The following is a 15,510-nucleotide window of genomic DNA, read 5'->3' on the forward strand; positions in this document are numbered from 1 at the left end:
AATACTAAATAGGGATTTAGTATATTTGTTACACAAAAATCAAACAAACAAATTATGGAAAACCAAAAATCATCATCAAAACAAGTAATTTTAAATTATGGTTTAATTCTTGGGGTAGTATCTGTGATACTTTCAGTTGCAATTTATGCTATGGGTAAAATCTATGACCAAGGATTTGGAGTAATGTTTGCTAGCTTTGTTATTATGGCTGTAATTATTTTTATGGCACTTAAAAACTTTAGAGCTGGGAACAATAATCTTTTAAGTTTAGGAGAAGCATTAAAAATTGGTTTAGGTATTGCTTTAGTTGGAGCAATTATTTCAATTATTTACAATCAAATATTTATCAATTTTATTGAACCTGATTTTATGGAAAATATGATGAAAGTAGGTGAGCAAAAAATGTTAGAACAATATCCAAATATGAGTGATGAGCAATTAGAGTCGGCAAAAGCAATGCAACAAAAAATGTCTAGCCCACTAATTGGTGCAGCTATGGGAATTGTAGGTAGCTTATTCTTTGGATTTATTATCTCATTAATTGAAGGATTGATTTTAAAAAGATCTGTAGAAGAATAGAATATTAAAAAAACATACATGGATATATCAGTAGTTATTCCACTACTTAACGAAGACGAATCTTTACAAGAATTACACGATTGGATTGCAAAAGTTATGCAATCCAATCGTTATTCTTATGAGATTCTTTTTATTGATGATGGTAGTACAGATACTTCGTGGGAAGTAATTGAAAAGCTATCTCAAGAAAACCCACAGGTAAAAGGAATTAGGTTTCAAAAAAACTATGGGAAGTCACAAGCATTAAATGCTGGTTTTAAAGAAGTTCAAGGCAAGGTAATAATTACAATGGATGCCGATTTACAAGACAGTCCAGATGAAATTCCTGAACTATATAATTTAATTGTTAAAGACGGTTTTGATTTAATTTCTGGATGGAAAAAGAAACGTTACGACTCTAAAATTCGTAAAAACCTTCCATCCAAGTTATTTAATGCTGCTGCAAGAAAAACTTCTGGTTTGAAATTACACGATTTTAACTGTGGTTTAAAAGCCTATAAAAAAGAAGTTATTAAAAATATAGATGTTAGTGGAGAAATGCACCGATATATTCCAGTGTTGGCAAAAAATGCTGGATTCAATAAAATTGATGAAAAAGTAGTAGTACATCAAGCTAGAAAATATGGTGTTACTAAATTTGGAATGGATAGATTTATCAATGGTTTTTTAGATTTAATTACCATTTGGTTTATTTCTAAATTTGGAAAAAGACCCATGCATTTATTTGGATTATTAGGCACAATTATGTTTATAATTGGTTGTACTTTTGCTTTTTATTTAGGTTTAGACAAATTATTTTTTAACACCACTGGTAGACTTATTACTACCAGACCCGAATTTTACATAGCATTAACTACCATGGTAATTGGAACTCAATTCTTTTTAGCAGGCTTTTTAGGTGAAATTATTTTAAGAACCAAAACAGATACTAAAAGATATTCCATTTCGTCTAAAATTAATTTATAACGTTTTAGTTAAATTCATTTAAATGCATTAAATAATTAGCTTAATAAGTTTAATTTTGCAGTTACATCAAATATTATAAAATATGTCAGTTTTAGAAAAAGCCAACTTATGGCTAACCGATACTTTTGATGCTGAAACACAAAAAGAAGTTCAGCAATTAATAGCTACTAATTCAGAGCAATTAACTGAAAGTTTTTATAAAGACTTAGAGTTTGGTACAGGAGGTATGCGGGGTGTAATGGGAGCTGGAACCAATAGAATTAATAAATACACCTTAGGAAAAGCTACTCAAGGATTGGCTAATTATTTATTAAAAACATTTCCAACTAAGTCATTAAAAGTTGCTATTGCTTATGATTGTAGACATAACAGTCAAACTTTTGCTAAAACTGTAGCAGAAGTACTTTCTGCAAATAATATCAGCGTATTTTTATTTGAAGACTTGCGCCCAACACCTGAACTTTCATTTTCTGTAAAACATTTAGGGTGTGATGCTGGTATTGTTTTAACAGCCTCTCATAACCCACCTGAATATAATGGTTATAAAGTATATTGGAATGATGGTGGTCAAATAGTTCCACCACAAGATTATAATATTATTGAGGAAGTTAATAAGTTAGATTTTTCTGAAATTAATTTTACGGCCAATGAAAATTTAATTGAATACATTGGCTCTAAAGTTGATGAAGCCTTTATAAATGCTTCCGTTACAAATGGTACTTTTGAAACAAAAGGTAGAGAAAACTTAAAAATTGTGTTTACATCTCTACATGGTACTTCTATTGTTTCTATACCTGATGCCTTAAAAAAAGCAGGCTATACCGATGTAAATATTGTTGAAGAACAACGTATTCCTAATGGTGATTTTCCTACAGTTGCTTCTCCTAATCCAGAAGAACCTGCTGCATTAAAAATGGCGACAGATTTAGCTAAAAAAATTAATGCAGATATTGTTATTGGTACAGATCCTGATTGTGATCGTTTAGGAATTGCTGTTAGAGATACTAGTGGAAAAATGACACTTTTAAATGGTAACCAAACGATGAGTGTTATGACTAATTTTTTAATTAAAAATTGGGAAAAAGAAGGCAAATTAAATGGAAATCAATTTGTTGGTTCTACTATAGTTTCAACAAATTTAGTAAATCAAATTGCAACTAGTTATGGTGTTGAAACAAAAGTTGGTTTAACAGGTTTTAAATGGATTGCTAAAATGATTCGTGATGCCGAAGGAAAACAAGATTTTATTGGTGGTGGTGAAGAAAGTTTTGGATATATGGTTGGTGATTTCGTTCGTGATAAAGATGCTGTAACTGCTACTCTATTAGCTTGTGAAATTGCCGCTAATGCAAAAGAAAATGGAAGCTCATTCTATAATGAGTTATTAAATTTATATGTAAAACATAATTTTTACAAAGAGCATTTAATTGCTATTGTAAAAAAAGGAATGGATGGTGCGCAACAAATCAAACAAATGATGATTGATTTAAGAGAAAATCCTATAAAAGAAATTGATGGCTCTAAAGTTAAATTTTTATGCGATTATCAAGCTTCTACAAAAACAAATTTAATTACTGGTAATGTAGAAACTATTGAAATTCCTAAATCTAACGTTTTGATTTATGAAACTGTAGATGGAACAAAAGTTGCTGCTAGACCAAGTGGTACAGAACCAAAAATAAAGTTTTATTTTAGTGTAAATTTACCTTTAGACGACGTTGAAAATTCAAAGAAAGTTGAAACTAAATTAGATGAAAAAATTCAACGAATAATAAAAGAAATGAAACTCGCTTAATGAATCATTTTAGAAACATTTTAAGTTACGCAAAACCTTACATAAAATATGCTTGGTTAAATGTATTGTTCAATATTTTATATGCCATATTTAACGTACTTTCCGTTTTAGGTTTTATTCCAATATTAGGGATTTTATTCAATCAAGAAGAAAAAGTATATACCAAGCCTGTTTATAAAGGTTTTACACAACTTTTTAATTATGTTCAAGATTCTTTAAACTATCGAGTAACTGAAATGATGGAAAGTGGTGGTATAGATAAAGCCTTGCTTTTTATCTGCATTTTATCATTTAGTTTATTTTTCTTTAAAAACTTATTTCGTTATTTAGCTTCCTATGTACTCGCTTTTTTAAGAAACGGAGTTGTTAAAGATTTACGTGATAAATTATATCATAAAATAATTGAGCTACCACTAGCCTACTTTTCTGAAAAGAAAAAAGGGGATATTATTGCTCGTATGACTTCAGATGTTCAAGAGGTTGAAAACTCTTTTTTAACTTCCTTAGAAACCATTGTTAGGGAGCCTTTAACCATTATTCTAACGTTAATTTCCATGTTTGCTATTAGTGCAAAACTAACCTTATTTGTATTTATTTTATTGCCAGTTTCTGGATTTATAATTTCTACAGTAAGCAAAAAATTAAAAGCAAAATCGCTATTAGCACAACAAGAAACGGGCAATTTTTTATCATTTATTGAAGAAACTTTAACTGGTTTAAGAATTATTAAAGGTTTTAATGCTGAAGAAAAAATTGAAACTAAGTTTAATAACTCTACCAAAAAATTTAGAAATTTAATGACGAGCGTTATTCAACGTAAAACACTAGCCTCTCCTATGAGTGAATTTCTAGGCTCTGCTACAATTATTACTATTTTATGGTTTGGTGGCAGATTGGTTTTAGGAGAAAATAGCGATATGAAACCTCAGGAATTTTTTGGATACATTGGCTTATTCTACTTAGTCCTCAATCCTGCAAAAGCAATTTCAACAGCTTTTTATGGCATTCAAAAAGGAAATGCATCTGCCGAACGTATCATTAGTATTTTAGAAACTGAAAACACCATTGTTGACAAGCCTAATGCTGAAGATAAAATTTCTTTTGATAATGAAATTACTTTTGAAAATATTTCATTTAAATATATAGATGAATATGTGTTGAAAAACTTTTCATTAAAAATTTCTAAAGGGCAAACAGTGGCTTTAGTCGGACAATCTGGAAGTGGAAAATCTACTTTAGCCAACTTAATTACTCGCTTTTATGATGTTAATAAAGGAGTTATTAAAATTGATGGCATCGATATCAAAGATATCACTCAAAAATCACTAAGAAATTTAATGGGAATTGTTTCACAAGATTCAATTTTATTTAATGATACCGTAAAAAATAATATAAGTTTAGGGGTTAATAATGCTACAAATGAAGCTGTTTTAGAAGCTTCAAAAATTGCAAATGCTCACGAGTTTATTAAAGAGTTACCATTGCAATACGAAACCAATATTGGAGACAGCGGTAATACACTTTCTGGTGGACAAAAACAGCGTTTAAGCATTGCTAGAGCTGTATTAAAAAACCCTCCTATAATGATTTTAGATGAAGCTACTTCAGCTTTGGATACAGAAAGTGAACAATTAGTACAACTTGCTTTGGAAAAAATGATGAAAAACAGAACATCATTAGTGATTGCACATCGCCTGTCAACAATTCAAAATGCAGATATAATTGTAGTTATGAAAAAAGGGGAAATTGTAGAACAAGGTAAACACGAAGAACTATTAACTAAAAAAGGCGAATACTTTAAATTGGTATCTATGCAATCGTTAAGTTAATCAATTATTGGTTTTTAATAAGTCCTAATTTTTCAGCACGTTTTAACATAAAAGCATAAGCTTCTTCATAATCATTTGCTATTTTACCGTCTAAAATTGCTTCTTTTATTGCATCTTTAATTTGTCCAATTTCTCTACAAGGCTTTAAATTAAAAGTCTCCATAATTAGCTCACCAGAAATTGGTGGTTGAAAATTACGTATGTGGTCTCTTTGCTCTACCTCTTTTATTTTATCACGTACAATTTTAAAATTATGATGATATTTTTTATATCGTGCTGGATTTTTTGTAGTAATATCTGCTTCACATAAAATCATTAAACTCTCAATATCATCACTAGCGTCAAAAATTAAACGCCTTACTGCAGAATCAGTCACATCAGATGCTAATATAATAGGTCTAGAACTTAGAAAAACCATTTTTTGAACAAATTTCATTTTATTATTTAAAGGCATTTTTAATCTTTTAAATAATTTAAAAACCATTTTTGCTCCAACAAATTCGTGAGTATGGAAAGTCCATCCTACTTTTTTATCAAACTTTTTAGTAGGTGCTTTTCCAATGTCATGTAATAAAGCCGCCCAACGCAACCATAAATCTGACGTAGTTTTTGCAATATTATCAACCACCTCTAATGTGTGGTAAAAATTATCTTTATGCTTCTGCCCTTCAACCTCTTCAACACCTTGTAAATTGGTTAATTCTGGTAAAAAACGTTCTAATAATTTAGTTTTATGAAGCAACAAAAATCCTATTGAAGGCACTTTGGAAAGCAAAATTTTATGCAATTCATCAATAATACGTTCCCTAGTAATGATATCAATTCTTTCAGAATTTTTAGAAATGGCTACTAAAGAGTTTTCTTCAATCTTAAAATTTAGTTGCGTTGCAAATCTAATAGCACGCATCATACGTAAAGGATCGTCTGAATACGTAATATTAGGATCTAAAGGAGTTCTGATAATTTTATTTTCTAAATCTTTTATACCACTAAATGGATCTAATAAAATTCCATAATTTTCTGAATTTAAGCTCAAAGCCAGAGCGTTAATGGTAAAATCTCTCCTATTTTGATCATCTTTTAAAGTTCCATTTTCAACAACAGGGTTTCTACTTGTTTCGTTGTAAGATTCTTTACGAGCACCTACAAATTCAATTTCAACATCTTCAAATCGTAACATAGCAGTACCGTAAGTTTTAAAAACCTGAACTTTTGGATTGGTCGGTAACATTTTGGCTACTTCTTTGGCCAAATCAATACCACTTCCAACGGCAACTATATCTATATCTTTAGGTGTACCTCTTTTTAAAAAATAATCACGAACAAAACCTCCAATTACATAAGTTTCTAATTGTAAATTATTGGAAGCTTTTGAAATGTATTCAAAAATTGGATGCGATAACGCATCTTTATAGGTTTTTTTTTTCGACATAAATTAATTACGAAGCACTATTATTTCTCCATTTTCAGCTACTTTCAATATTGTAGATGACTTCTCATTAACAACTTCGCGCTGCAAATTTACAATATAGTCTACGCTATCCAAAATAGTCGCTTCAATTTCTTTAAAACTTTTAGGTGTTGGATTTCCACTAATATTTGCTGAAGTTGATACAATAGGTTTTCCAAAAGCTTTAATAAGTTGTTGACAAAAAACATTTTGTACTATTCTTATTGCAACAGTTTGGTCACTAGCTATCACATTTTTTGCCAATCCTTTTGGATTGTTGTATATAATTGTTGTTGGTTTGGTGCTTTTATTTAGCTCTGAAATTATGTTTTCAGAAATGGACGGAATATAGTGTTGAAGCATATCAAGCCCGTCAACTAAAATAATTAAACTTTTACTCTCTGAACGCTTTTTAATTTTAAAAACCTTATTAACAGCTACTTCAGATGTAGCGTCACAACCAATTCCCCAAACCGTATCTGTTGGATATAATAAAGTTTGTTCTTGCTTTAAAACTTCTAGTGATTTTTTTATTTCAGTTGTAAACATTAGTATTTACCAAATATTTTATGAATTTTTAATTTTCTTAAAAAAGAAAGTTTTCTTTTTTCTGGAACTCCATTTTTAGCAATATAATCTTGTACCGTTTCTACCATTCTTAATGCTGATTTTCCATCGTTGTAGGGGTGGTATTGAGCAACAATATTTTGACGTTCTTTTTGGAATACATCTTCTTGTAGGTTTGATATAATTTTAGCTTCCAAATTTTTATACTCCAATGAATTATCCCATTGTATATTTTTAGAGCTACTTTTAAAAGTTATAACGGGTTTGTTTAATAACAAAAATTCGTAAACTACCGAAGAAGTATCACTTACCATTATATCTGCCATTAATAAAAACTTAATAATATTTCTTTCTTCTTCAAAAATCACCCTTGAATTTTCTTTTGCTATTTGTTGATAAGCTACTATCAATTCCTCAGCCATTAAATCGTGAAATTTTATTAAAATTAAATGATCTTTATTCTTTGCTAATTTTTTAAATTCATCTATTAAATAAGGCGCAGATGTTAACGATGGCGAAAAAGTTGGTGCATATAACACTATTTTTTTTGCATTGTAGTTGTTTAGCAAAGCTTTTTTTTCTTCATCGTATTTATGAAGTTCATTTCCATATATATCCAACTTAGGCCAACCTGTTTCAAGTACATCAAAATTTTTATACTTGTTTTTTAATTTTAAAAATCTTTGTGTAAAATAAGGGCCCTGAGTTAAATATAAATCAAAATAATGTCGAATTCTAAAATGACCTTTTTTCTCCCCTGCCAAACCGTGGAATACTTGTACTTTTAAACCCCTTAAATAATAAGGAACTTCATTTCCTGGCACAAAAATAACATCGCTTTTAAAAGTTTTGACAACTTCCATATTAGATGTTAAAGGTTCATTTTTAAAAGGGAATTTATTTTTTATAGGTTTTTTAACAAACCATAAATAATCAAATTCTTTTTGCTTTAAAACCTGCATTATTGGTTCTAAAATACCAAATGCATACGGATTTTGACAAAATAATATAACTTTCATAGTAAGGTATTAAACTATATCATTCGCATTTTTTAGATCTTCCTCAAAATCTACTTCAATGCAATTATATTTAGAAATATCGATTGCTTTTAATTTTAAATTATCTTGAGCAATTGCATTCTCTAATCCTTTTTCAAAATAGTCATTAGCATCACATTTTTCTAATTGAGAAATAAAAATATCTAAATCATCTTTAGAAATAAAATTAATTCCAACTGCTTCACCTAACCCATTTTTAACTTCTTTCGATAGTTTATTCACAAAGTTATTTTGCAAAGTGTATTTAACCTCTTCTTCTGCTACACTTGAGGTATTTACTGCAATAAACGAATTATGTTTTTGAATATCTTGAAGCAAAACTGATAATAATTTTTCATCAAAAACCACATCTCCATTAAACCATAAAACAGATTTTCCTCGATGTTTTTTTAAGGCTCTCAATAAACTTTTAGAAGTGTTTGTTTGATCAAAAAATGGATTATAAACGTAATTAACATCAGGAAAACGTTCCATAATTAAATCTTTTTTAAAGCCAACAACTGTTGTTACATCATTAATATCAAAGTATTTTGAAATATTATTAAGTTGTTTTGCCATAATGCTCTCACCATCCTTTAAAGGAGTTAATGGTTTTGGAAATGGATTTCCGAGTCTAGAGCCTATACCTGCTGCTAAAATTACAATTTTCAATATTCTATTTTTTAAATTTACCTATTGATGACAAAAATATAACATTAATATTTAATTGTTTACACATTTTAAAAGGATCGTTAAAAAACAAAAAAAACTCTAACCTAGGTTAGAGTTTTTTTAAAATAAATATATAGTAATTAAACTGCTACATCATTTTCACGAAGCGCATCATTTAACGAAGTTTTTTTATTAGTACTTTCTTTACGCTTTCCAATAATCATAGCGCAAGGAACATTAAACTCACCGGCAGGAAATTGTTTTTTATAACTTCCAGGAATTACTACCGAACGGGCAGGAATTCTACCTTTCATTTCTTTAGGCTCGTCTCCAGTAACATCAATAATTTTAGTACTCATTGTTAAAACTACTCCTGCGCCTAAAACCGCCTCCTTTTCAACATGGACTCCTTCAACAACTATACAACGAGAACCTACAAACACATCGTCTTCAATAATAACAGGAGCAGCTTGTAAAGGTTCTAAAACTCCGCCAATACCAACACCTCCACTTAAATGTACATTTTTACCAATTTGTGCGCAACTCCCAACTGTTGCCCAAGTATCTACCATAGTGCCTTGATCAACATAAGCCCCAATATTTACATAACTTGGCATTAAAATAGTACCACTTGAAATATAGGCTCCGTGACGAGCTACCGCATGAGGAACCACACGAACACCCTTCTCTTTATAACCAGTTTTTAATGGAATTTTATCATGATACTCAAAAATCCCAACTTCCATAGTTTCCATTTTTTGAATTGGGAAATACATAACTACTGCTTTTTTTACCCATTCATTAACTTGCCAACCACCTGCTATTGGCTCAGCAACACGCAATATACCAACATCTAATAAATTAACAACTTCTCTAATAGTGTTTTGAGTAACTTCATCTTTTAATAATTCTTTATTCTCCCAAGCTTTCTCAATAATTTCTTTTATTTCCTTCATTCCTTTAGTTTTCATATGGCTACAAATATAAAATTAAAAATATTTATAAGTTTTAAAATGACTAAATTTGCACAACTTTATAAATTTTGTTAATATTTTGGGACGTATTTTAGCTTTTGATTATGGTGAAAAAAGAACTGGTTTAGCCGTTACTGATGAGCTTCAAATTATTGCTTCAGGATTAACTACTGTAGCTACAAAGAAAATATTTTCATTTTTAACCGATTATTTAAAAAATGAAACTGTAGAATTATTTATTGTGGGTGAACCCAAGCAATTAAACAGTAAAGAAAGTGAAAGTGAACAATTTATAAAACCTTTTATTCAAAAATTAAAGACAACTTTTCCTAAAATTCCTATTAAAAGAGTTGATGAACGTTTTACTTCAAAAATTGCATTTGAAAGTATGATACAAAGTGGAATGAAGAAAAAAAAGCGTCAAAATAAAGCTTTAATTGATGAAATTAGTGCTACTCTTATTTTACAAACGTATTTACAAAACAAATAGCTACAAAATTCTTTTTTTATACATTTAAGATAACAACCATTTTAAAGCAGATTTTTCTGTTGAAAATACTTTAACTTTAAAACCAACTTTTAAATATACTTCGGTTTCAAAAAGCATCGAAGCTGCAACCGAGTATGGTTCATCCACAATTAAAGCTTGTTTTTTTCCTCTAACTACATCTTCAATTGCTCTCATAAAGTTTATAATTTCTGGTAAAAAATCTATTGGTATGTCAAATTTTCCATTTCTATAATCTGATAAAAGATTGAATTTTTGTTGAGTAAACTCAGGCATTTTTAAAAATTCTGCCCAAGCTTCTTCAATAGCATCTGAAGTTATTAAACCGCAATGTTTATACCTAACAATTTTTAATGTTTTATCAATAAAAATAGAATAATTCATGGTTTTGATAGTTTATCAGCTTAAACTAATCCAAAAACTTTTAATAAATTTTGAAAATCAAGTATTAATTTAAAATAAAGGCTTGCGTTAAGTTTTATATCTAACAATTTTTTAGCTAAGCTTTTCAAATATACTAAAAATTTAAACAACAATTAGTGCAAAATTTAACCTTAGCGGCTTTCCTTAAATTAATTAATAATGAGTTATTTAGGGTCAAATAGTTAAAATTTAAAGATTCTTAAAATAACCAAGAGCAACAATTTTATTATTCATTTAAACTTTTGTATTTTTGCAATCCAAAAAAAATAATATGATTTTACCCATTATAGCATATGGTGATCCAGTTTTAAGAAAAGTTGGTGTTAATATTGATAAAGATTATCCTAATTTAACCGAACTTATTGAAAACATGAAAGAAACTATGGTCAATGCCAGAGGTATTGGTTTAGCAGCTCCACAAATTGGAAAAGCCATACGCCTTTTTATTGTGGATACTTCTCCATTTGAAAAAGATGAAGATTTAGATGAAAAAGAACGTGAGTTTTTAAGCACTTTTAAAAAAGTTTTTATCAATGCTAAAATTGTAAAAGAAGAAGGTGATGAATGGGCTTTTAATGAAGGCTGCTTAAGTATTCCTGATATTAATGAAGATGTTTTTAGGCAAGAAAAAATTACCATTGAATATTTAGATGAAAATTTTGAACCACACACTGAAGTCATTGATGGCTTAGCTGCTAGAGTTGTACAACACGAGTATGACCACATTGAAGGCATTTTATTTACCGATAAAATTTCTTCATTAAAAAAACGACTTATTAAAAAGAAACTAGAAAATATTTCTAAAGGGAAAGTAAATGCAGAATATAGAATGAAATTTCCGCTACTTAAAAGAAAATAATTTTCTAAAATAGATAAAAATTAAAAACATTTACATGGAATTAAAAAACATTGTTGCAATTAACGGAAAACCAGGATTGTATGAAATTAAAGCACAATCAAAAGGTGGAATTATTGTAGAATCATTATTGGATCAGAAAAAATTTCCTGTAATGGCTACGCACAACATAAGCGCTTTAAATGAAATTGCAATTTACACTTATGAAGAAGAAGTTCCTTTAAGAATAGTGTTAAAAAGTATTTTTGAAAAACAACAAGGTGAAAATACTATTAGTCATAAAGAAAGTGGTAAAGTATTAACTTCTTTCTTTAGAGAAGTTTTACCTAATTTTGATGAGGAACGTGTATATACTTCCAATATTAAAAAAGTATTGCAATGGTATAATTTATTAGCTTCTAAAAATTTTGATTTTACTTCTATTAAGGAAGAAGATGAAGTTGAAGAAAAAACTTCATAAATGGCTTATAGCATAACACTTACAGGTAAAAATAATAAGGAAGCTCTAGATTTACTAGAGCTTTCTGCTAAAATTATGAATACTTGCAAGTTAGTTTATTGGTTGGAAGGAGGTACTCTTTTAGGAATTAGAAGAGAAAACAGGCTGTTACCTTGGGATAATGATTTAGATTTTTCACTTATGTATCCAGGTAAACCTAAATTAGAAACCCTCATTAACCAACTAAAAAGTGAAGGGTTAAGAGTTCGTGTAAGAAAATTTAAGAATACTTTACCTTTTAAAAATGGTGATCTAAGAATTATTAAAGTTCGTAAAAAAAAATTATTTGGATTATTAAAAGGGAATGTATGCTTGGATATTTTTATAAAATATAACTACAACGAAAAAGCGTATTGGCAAATTGGAAACAAAGTAAAAAATGTTCCTTATAAATTTTATGCTACCGTAAAGGAGATAAAATTTAACAACTATTCTTATTCTATTCCCAAATTAACTGACGAATATTTAACTTATAGATATGGAAATTGGAATGTTCCAGTTAAAAATTGGAATACTTTTACAGATGATAACGCTTTAAGTTAAAAATTTACTTATTATTTTTCAATAAGTTTTAAAGCATCTTTTAAAATAGTACTACTAACACTATACGTATAAGGCAAGTATTCTACATGACAGGTGGTTTTAGGAAATTTACCTTTCCAGTCTTCTCCAACAGAAATTGCATCTATATTATGACGATCTACTATTGCTTGTTTATTTTTATCTACTTGTGGTATTACTTGATCAACAAACGATAAAGCTTCAATAATTCGTATTCTTTCATTAAAAGGAATTACAGGTAGCCTACCTTTCTCCTTTAAAATCAATTCATCAGTAGAAACACCTACTACCAAATAATTACACATTTTTTTGGTACGTTCTAATATATTTAAATGACCATAATGAAAAATATCAAAACAGCCTGAAGTATACATTTTATTAAATTTTTTAAATTCTCCCTTTAAATTTACTTCAATTTTGATAACAGGATCTGTTATTAACTTTAACTCATTCGGGGTTTCTTTTAAAAACTCATTTATTTTTTCAATAGTTATACCAATAGGCTCCAAATTCTTTGTAAAACTATTTTTTTTATAAACCATTGTAAATGATTTTTCTACTTCATTTGTAAAAATATCCCAAACATCATCAAATTCATTTTGTAATTTTTCAACTATCATTAAAATCATTTTATTTATAAATTTTGCTGCGAAGATAGTAATTGATTTTTAAATCAGCATTTTTGTTTCATTTTGATTGCCTATTTTTGCAATTAAAGTAAATTTTATGAAAACCCGAGAACAGCAACTTCAAGCATTTAGTAACTTATTAGACATAATGGATGAATTACGTGCTAAATGTCCTTGGGACAAAAAACAAACCATACAATCATTACGTCATTTAACCATTGAAGAAACCTATGAATTAGGAGATGCCATTTTAAACAATGACTTGGAAGAAGTAAAAAAAGAATTAGGCGATTTGCTATTACATATTGTTTTTTATGCCAAAATTGGTTCGGAAAGCAATAGTTTTGACATTGCTGATGTAGCAAGTACCATTTCCGAAAAACTTATTCATCGTCATCCACACATTTATAGTGATGTAATTGTTGAAAATGAAGAAGATGTTAAACAAAATTGGGAACAACTGAAACTTAAAGAAGGGAAAAAATCAGTTTTAGAAGGAGTTCCTACTTCGCTTCCAGCTTTGGTAAAAGCTAATAGAATTCAAGACAAAGTTGCTGGAGTTGGTTTTGATTGGGAAAAACCAGAGCAAGTTTGGGAAAAAGTCCAAGAAGAATTGGCTGAATTGAATGAGGAAATAAAAAAAGGGAATATAGAAACTATAGAATCTGAATTTGGAGACGTATTATTTTCAATGATAAATTACGCGCGTTTTATAAAAGTAAACCCTGAAAATGCTTTAGAAAAAACCAATAAAAAGTTTATTAATAGATTTCAATATTTAGAAAATGAAGCCAAAAAATTAGGAAAATCTTTACATGAAATGTCTTTACATGAAATGGATGTTTTTTGGAATGAAGCCAAAAAATTATACCATTAATCAACTCAATAATTTTTGGCTAAAACTTGAAGATTAACAATTAATTTGTAATTTGTATTCAGTAATTAAAATCACTATGCAATTTAAAGCAACCACTCCTGAAAATTACATATCTCAAATTCCTAAAGATAGAATACCGCATTTTGAAAAACTACGCAAAACAATTGTTGAAAACTTACCAAAAGGATTTGAAGAACAAATGAGTTATGGTATGATTGGCTATGTAGTACCAAAGAATGTGTATCCTAAAGGTTATCATTGTGACAACAAATTACCACTGCCTTTTATCAACATCGCTTCTCAAAAAAACTTTATTGCTTTATACCATATGGGAATTTATGCAAATCCTGAACTTTTAAATTGGTTTGTTAAGGAGTATCCAAAACATTGCAAACAAAAATTAGATATGGGCAAAAGTTGTATTCGGTTTAAAAAAAATTCTGAAATTCCATTCAATTTAATTGCTGAGTTAGTCAAAAAAATTTCAGTTCAAGAGTGGATTGAATTGTATGAAAAAAATATAAAACGTTAAAGCTAAATTATGGAGAAAATTGTAATTATAACTGGAGGAAGTAAAGGTTTAGGACTTGGCTTAGCAAAAGAGTATCATAAAAATGGCTACAGAGTTATTTCTATTGCTAGGACCAAATTAAAAAAACTCTATACTACAGAACAATATCAATGTGACCTTAGTAATACAGAAGCTATTGAAGGTATTTTTACTGAAATATTTTCTCATTTAGATGAAAATTCTACTAGTAAAATAACACTTATCAATAACGCTGGAGATTTAGGAACTATTAATACTTTGGGCAAGTTAAATTCAAAAGATATTGCTTATACCATACATGTAAATTTAATTGCACCTTTAACCACAAGTAATTCATTTATAAAATTAACCAAAGATTGGAATTGTAAAAAACAAATTATTAATATTTCTTCAGGTGCGGCAGTAAACCCTTATGAAAGTTGGTCTTTATATTGTTCATCAAAAGCAGGATTAGATATGATGACCAAAGTCATTTCAAAAGAACAAAAAGAAGTTGTTCATGGAGTAAACATTGTTTCAATTTATCCAGGAGTTGTTGATACGGACATGCAAGCAGCAGCAAGAAATGCTCCTAAAGAAAACTTTAAATCGGTTCAGCGTTTTATAGACTTTTTTGAACATGGAGATTTGTTTACTCCTAAACAAGTGGCACAAAAAATATATAAATTAGACCATACTGGTGAATTAAAAAATGGTCGAATTTTAGATGTTAGAAAAATTTAAAAAAAAAGCCTTACA

18 protein-coding genes are annotated in these 15,510 nt (G+C 28.8%); 11 read left to right on the plus strand and 7 right to left on the minus strand.

Annotation, left to right across the window (positions count from 1 at the left end; genetic code table 11):
* The first annotated feature begins 54 nt into the window (after window positions 1-54).
* From ACFQZW_RS10705 to ACFQZW_RS10720, 4 genes are all read left to right on the plus strand, one after another.
* Window positions 55-579, plus strand: coding sequence for a DUF4199 domain-containing protein (locus ACFQZW_RS10705; protein WP_298263228.1), 525 nt, complete (start codon window positions 55-57; stop codon window positions 577-579).
* A gap of 18 nt (window positions 580-597) precedes the next feature.
* On the plus strand, window positions 598-1,545 hold the full coding sequence (locus ACFQZW_RS10710; RefSeq protein ID WP_386782918.1) for a glycosyltransferase family 2 protein: 948 nt from the start codon (window positions 598-600) through the stop codon (window positions 1,543-1,545).
* 82 nt (window positions 1,546-1,627) lie between these two features.
* Window positions 1,628-3,340, plus strand: a complete 1,713-nt coding sequence (locus ACFQZW_RS10715) for a phospho-sugar mutase (RefSeq protein WP_386782920.1) — start codon at window positions 1,628-1,630, stop codon at window positions 3,338-3,340.
* Window positions 3,340-5,169 (plus strand): ABC transporter ATP-binding protein, encoded by a 1,830-nt coding sequence (locus tag ACFQZW_RS10720; RefSeq protein ID WP_298263234.1) that lies wholly within the window; start codon window positions 3,340-3,342, stop codon window positions 5,167-5,169. Before ACFQZW_RS10715 ends, ACFQZW_RS10720 begins: the two co-directional genes overlap by 1 nt.
* Window positions 5,170-5,173: 4 nt before the next feature.
* Here the strand turns inward: ACFQZW_RS10720 and ACFQZW_RS10725 are convergent, their stop codons facing one another.
* The 5 genes from ACFQZW_RS10725 to ACFQZW_RS10745 all read right to left on the minus strand — a co-directional run bounded on the left by ACFQZW_RS10725 (window position 5,174) and on the right by ACFQZW_RS10745 (window position 9,851).
* Complete coding sequence (locus ACFQZW_RS10725) at window positions 5,174-6,601, minus strand: CCA tRNA nucleotidyltransferase (RefSeq protein WP_386782923.1); 1,428 nt, start codon at window positions 6,599-6,601, stop codon at window positions 5,174-5,176.
* Window positions 6,602-6,604: 3 nt separating this feature from the next.
* Window positions 6,605-7,168 carry an L-threonylcarbamoyladenylate synthase gene (locus ACFQZW_RS10730; protein WP_386782925.1) on the minus strand — a complete coding sequence of 188 codons (564 nt, stop codon included), beginning with the start codon at window positions 7,166-7,168 and terminating at the stop codon, window positions 6,605-6,607.
* A complete protein-coding gene (locus tag ACFQZW_RS10735) occupies window positions 7,168-8,205 on the minus strand; it encodes a CDP-glycerol glycerophosphotransferase family protein (protein WP_372800236.1) in 1,038 nt (345 codons plus the stop codon). The genes ACFQZW_RS10730 and ACFQZW_RS10735 overlap by 1 nt, the downstream gene beginning before the upstream one ends.
* A gap of 9 nt (window positions 8,206-8,214) precedes the next feature.
* Window positions 8,215-8,895 carry a phosphocholine cytidylyltransferase family protein gene (locus ACFQZW_RS10740; protein ID WP_298286635.1) on the minus strand — a complete coding sequence of 227 codons (681 nt, stop codon included), beginning with the start codon at window positions 8,893-8,895 and terminating at the stop codon, window positions 8,215-8,217.
* A 140-nt stretch (window positions 8,896-9,035) separates the two neighbouring features.
* On the minus strand, window positions 9,036-9,851 hold the full coding sequence (locus tag ACFQZW_RS10745; protein ID WP_386783063.1) for a 2,3,4,5-tetrahydropyridine-2,6-dicarboxylate N-succinyltransferase: 816 nt from the start codon (window positions 9,849-9,851) through the stop codon (window positions 9,036-9,038).
* A 97-nt stretch (window positions 9,852-9,948) separates the two neighbouring features.
* Between ACFQZW_RS10745 and ruvX the strand changes: the two genes are divergently transcribed.
* Window positions 9,949-10,359: a Holliday junction resolvase RuvX gene (gene ruvX, locus ACFQZW_RS10750; protein ID WP_298286637.1), complete on the plus strand. Its 411-nt coding sequence runs from the start codon at window positions 9,949-9,951 to the stop codon at window positions 10,357-10,359.
* A gap of 24 nt (window positions 10,360-10,383) precedes the next feature.
* Here ruvX and ACFQZW_RS10755 read toward each other — a convergent pair whose 3' ends face one another.
* On the minus strand, window positions 10,384-10,761 hold the full coding sequence (locus ACFQZW_RS10755) for an STAS/SEC14 domain-containing protein (protein ID WP_298263241.1): 378 nt from the start codon (window positions 10,759-10,761) through the stop codon (window positions 10,384-10,386).
* Window positions 10,762-11,071: 310 nt separating this feature from the next.
* Here ACFQZW_RS10755 and def point away from each other — a divergent pair, with 310 nt between their 5' ends.
* Genes def through ACFQZW_RS10770 form a run of 3 tightly spaced genes read left to right on the plus strand, consistent with a single transcriptional unit; the run spans window position 11,072 to window position 12,698 of the window.
* Complete coding sequence (gene def / locus ACFQZW_RS10760) at window positions 11,072-11,659, plus strand: peptide deformylase (protein ID WP_298263243.1); 588 nt, start codon at window positions 11,072-11,074, stop codon at window positions 11,657-11,659.
* Between the two features lie 34 nt (window positions 11,660-11,693).
* Window positions 11,694-12,116, plus strand: coding sequence for a DUF5606 family protein (locus tag ACFQZW_RS10765; RefSeq protein WP_298263244.1), 423 nt, complete (start codon window positions 11,694-11,696; stop codon window positions 12,114-12,116).
* The gene (locus ACFQZW_RS10770) at window positions 12,117-12,698 is read left to right on the plus strand and encodes a LicD family protein (RefSeq protein WP_298263245.1); all 582 of its coding nucleotides are present in this window, start codon (window positions 12,117-12,119) and stop codon (window positions 12,696-12,698) included.
* Between the two features lie 11 nt (window positions 12,699-12,709).
* On the opposite strand, the gene ACFQZW_RS10775 is transcribed toward ACFQZW_RS10770, so the two are convergent.
* Window positions 12,710-13,336: an adenylyltransferase/cytidyltransferase family protein gene (locus tag ACFQZW_RS10775; protein ID WP_298263246.1), complete on the minus strand. Its 627-nt coding sequence runs from the start codon at window positions 13,334-13,336 to the stop codon at window positions 12,710-12,712.
* A 106-nt stretch (window positions 13,337-13,442) separates the two neighbouring features.
* Between ACFQZW_RS10775 and mazG the strand changes: the two genes are divergently transcribed.
* The 3 genes from mazG to ACFQZW_RS10790 all read left to right on the plus strand — a co-directional run bounded on the left by mazG (window position 13,443) and on the right by ACFQZW_RS10790 (window position 15,495).
* Window positions 13,443-14,222, plus strand: a complete 780-nt coding sequence (gene mazG / locus ACFQZW_RS10780; RefSeq protein ID WP_372800864.1) for a nucleoside triphosphate pyrophosphohydrolase — start codon at window positions 13,443-13,445, stop codon at window positions 14,220-14,222.
* A 76-nt stretch (window positions 14,223-14,298) separates the two neighbouring features.
* Window positions 14,299-14,754: a DUF1801 domain-containing protein gene (locus ACFQZW_RS10785; protein ID WP_386782932.1), complete on the plus strand. Its 456-nt coding sequence runs from the start codon at window positions 14,299-14,301 to the stop codon at window positions 14,752-14,754.
* 9 nt (window positions 14,755-14,763) lie between these two features.
* Complete coding sequence (locus tag ACFQZW_RS10790; protein ID WP_298263250.1) at window positions 14,764-15,495, plus strand: SDR family NAD(P)-dependent oxidoreductase; 732 nt, start codon at window positions 14,764-14,766, stop codon at window positions 15,493-15,495.
* The last annotated feature ends 15 nt before the right edge of the window (window positions 15,496-15,510 follow it).

Source organism: Lutibacter aestuarii (assembly GCF_042676885.1).
Classification (GTDB): domain Bacteria; phylum Bacteroidota; class Bacteroidia; order Flavobacteriales; family Flavobacteriaceae; genus Lutibacter; species Lutibacter aestuarii.

Coding starts and splice junctions, on each gene's coding strand:
- ACFQZW_RS10755 (WP_298263241.1), bottom strand. CDS start 10,761: ATGAATTATTCTATTTTTATTGATAAAACATTAAAAATTGTTAGGTAT.
- ACFQZW_RS10725 (WP_386782923.1), bottom strand. CDS start 6,601: ATGTCGAAAAAAAAAACCTATAAAGATGCGTTATCGCATCCAATTTTT.
- ACFQZW_RS10720 (WP_298263234.1), top strand. CDS start 3,340: ATGAATCATTTTAGAAACATTTTAAGTTACGCAAAACCTTACATAAAA.
- ACFQZW_RS10785 (WP_386782932.1), top strand. CDS start 14,299: ATGCAATTTAAAGCAACCACTCCTGAAAATTACATATCTCAAATTCCT.
- ACFQZW_RS10765 (WP_298263244.1), top strand. CDS start 11,694: ATGGAATTAAAAAACATTGTTGCAATTAACGGAAAACCAGGATTGTAT.
- ACFQZW_RS10790 (WP_298263250.1), top strand. CDS start 14,764: ATGGAGAAAATTGTAATTATAACTGGAGGAAGTAAAGGTTTAGGACTT.
- ACFQZW_RS10745 (WP_386783063.1), bottom strand. CDS start 9,851: ATGAAGGAAATAAAAGAAATTATTGAGAAAGCTTGGGAGAATAAAGAA.
- ACFQZW_RS10705 (WP_298263228.1), top strand. CDS start 55: ATGGAAAACCAAAAATCATCATCAAAACAAGTAATTTTAAATTATGGT.
- ACFQZW_RS10735 (WP_372800236.1), bottom strand. CDS start 8,205: ATGAAAGTTATATTATTTTGTCAAAATCCGTATGCATTTGGTATTTTA.
- ACFQZW_RS10770 (WP_298263245.1), top strand. CDS start 12,117: ATGGCTTATAGCATAACACTTACAGGTAAAAATAATAAGGAAGCTCTA.
- def (WP_298263243.1), top strand. CDS start 11,072: ATGATTTTACCCATTATAGCATATGGTGATCCAGTTTTAAGAAAAGTT.
- ACFQZW_RS10775 (WP_298263246.1), bottom strand. CDS start 13,336: ATGATAGTTGAAAAATTACAAAATGAATTTGATGATGTTTGGGATATT.
- ACFQZW_RS10715 (WP_386782920.1), top strand. CDS start 1,628: ATGTCAGTTTTAGAAAAAGCCAACTTATGGCTAACCGATACTTTTGAT.
- mazG (WP_372800864.1), top strand. CDS start 13,443: ATGAAAACCCGAGAACAGCAACTTCAAGCATTTAGTAACTTATTAGAC.
- ACFQZW_RS10730 (WP_386782925.1), bottom strand. CDS start 7,168: ATGTTTACAACTGAAATAAAAAAATCACTAGAAGTTTTAAAGCAAGAA.
- ACFQZW_RS10710 (WP_386782918.1), top strand. CDS start 598: ATGGATATATCAGTAGTTATTCCACTACTTAACGAAGACGAATCTTTA.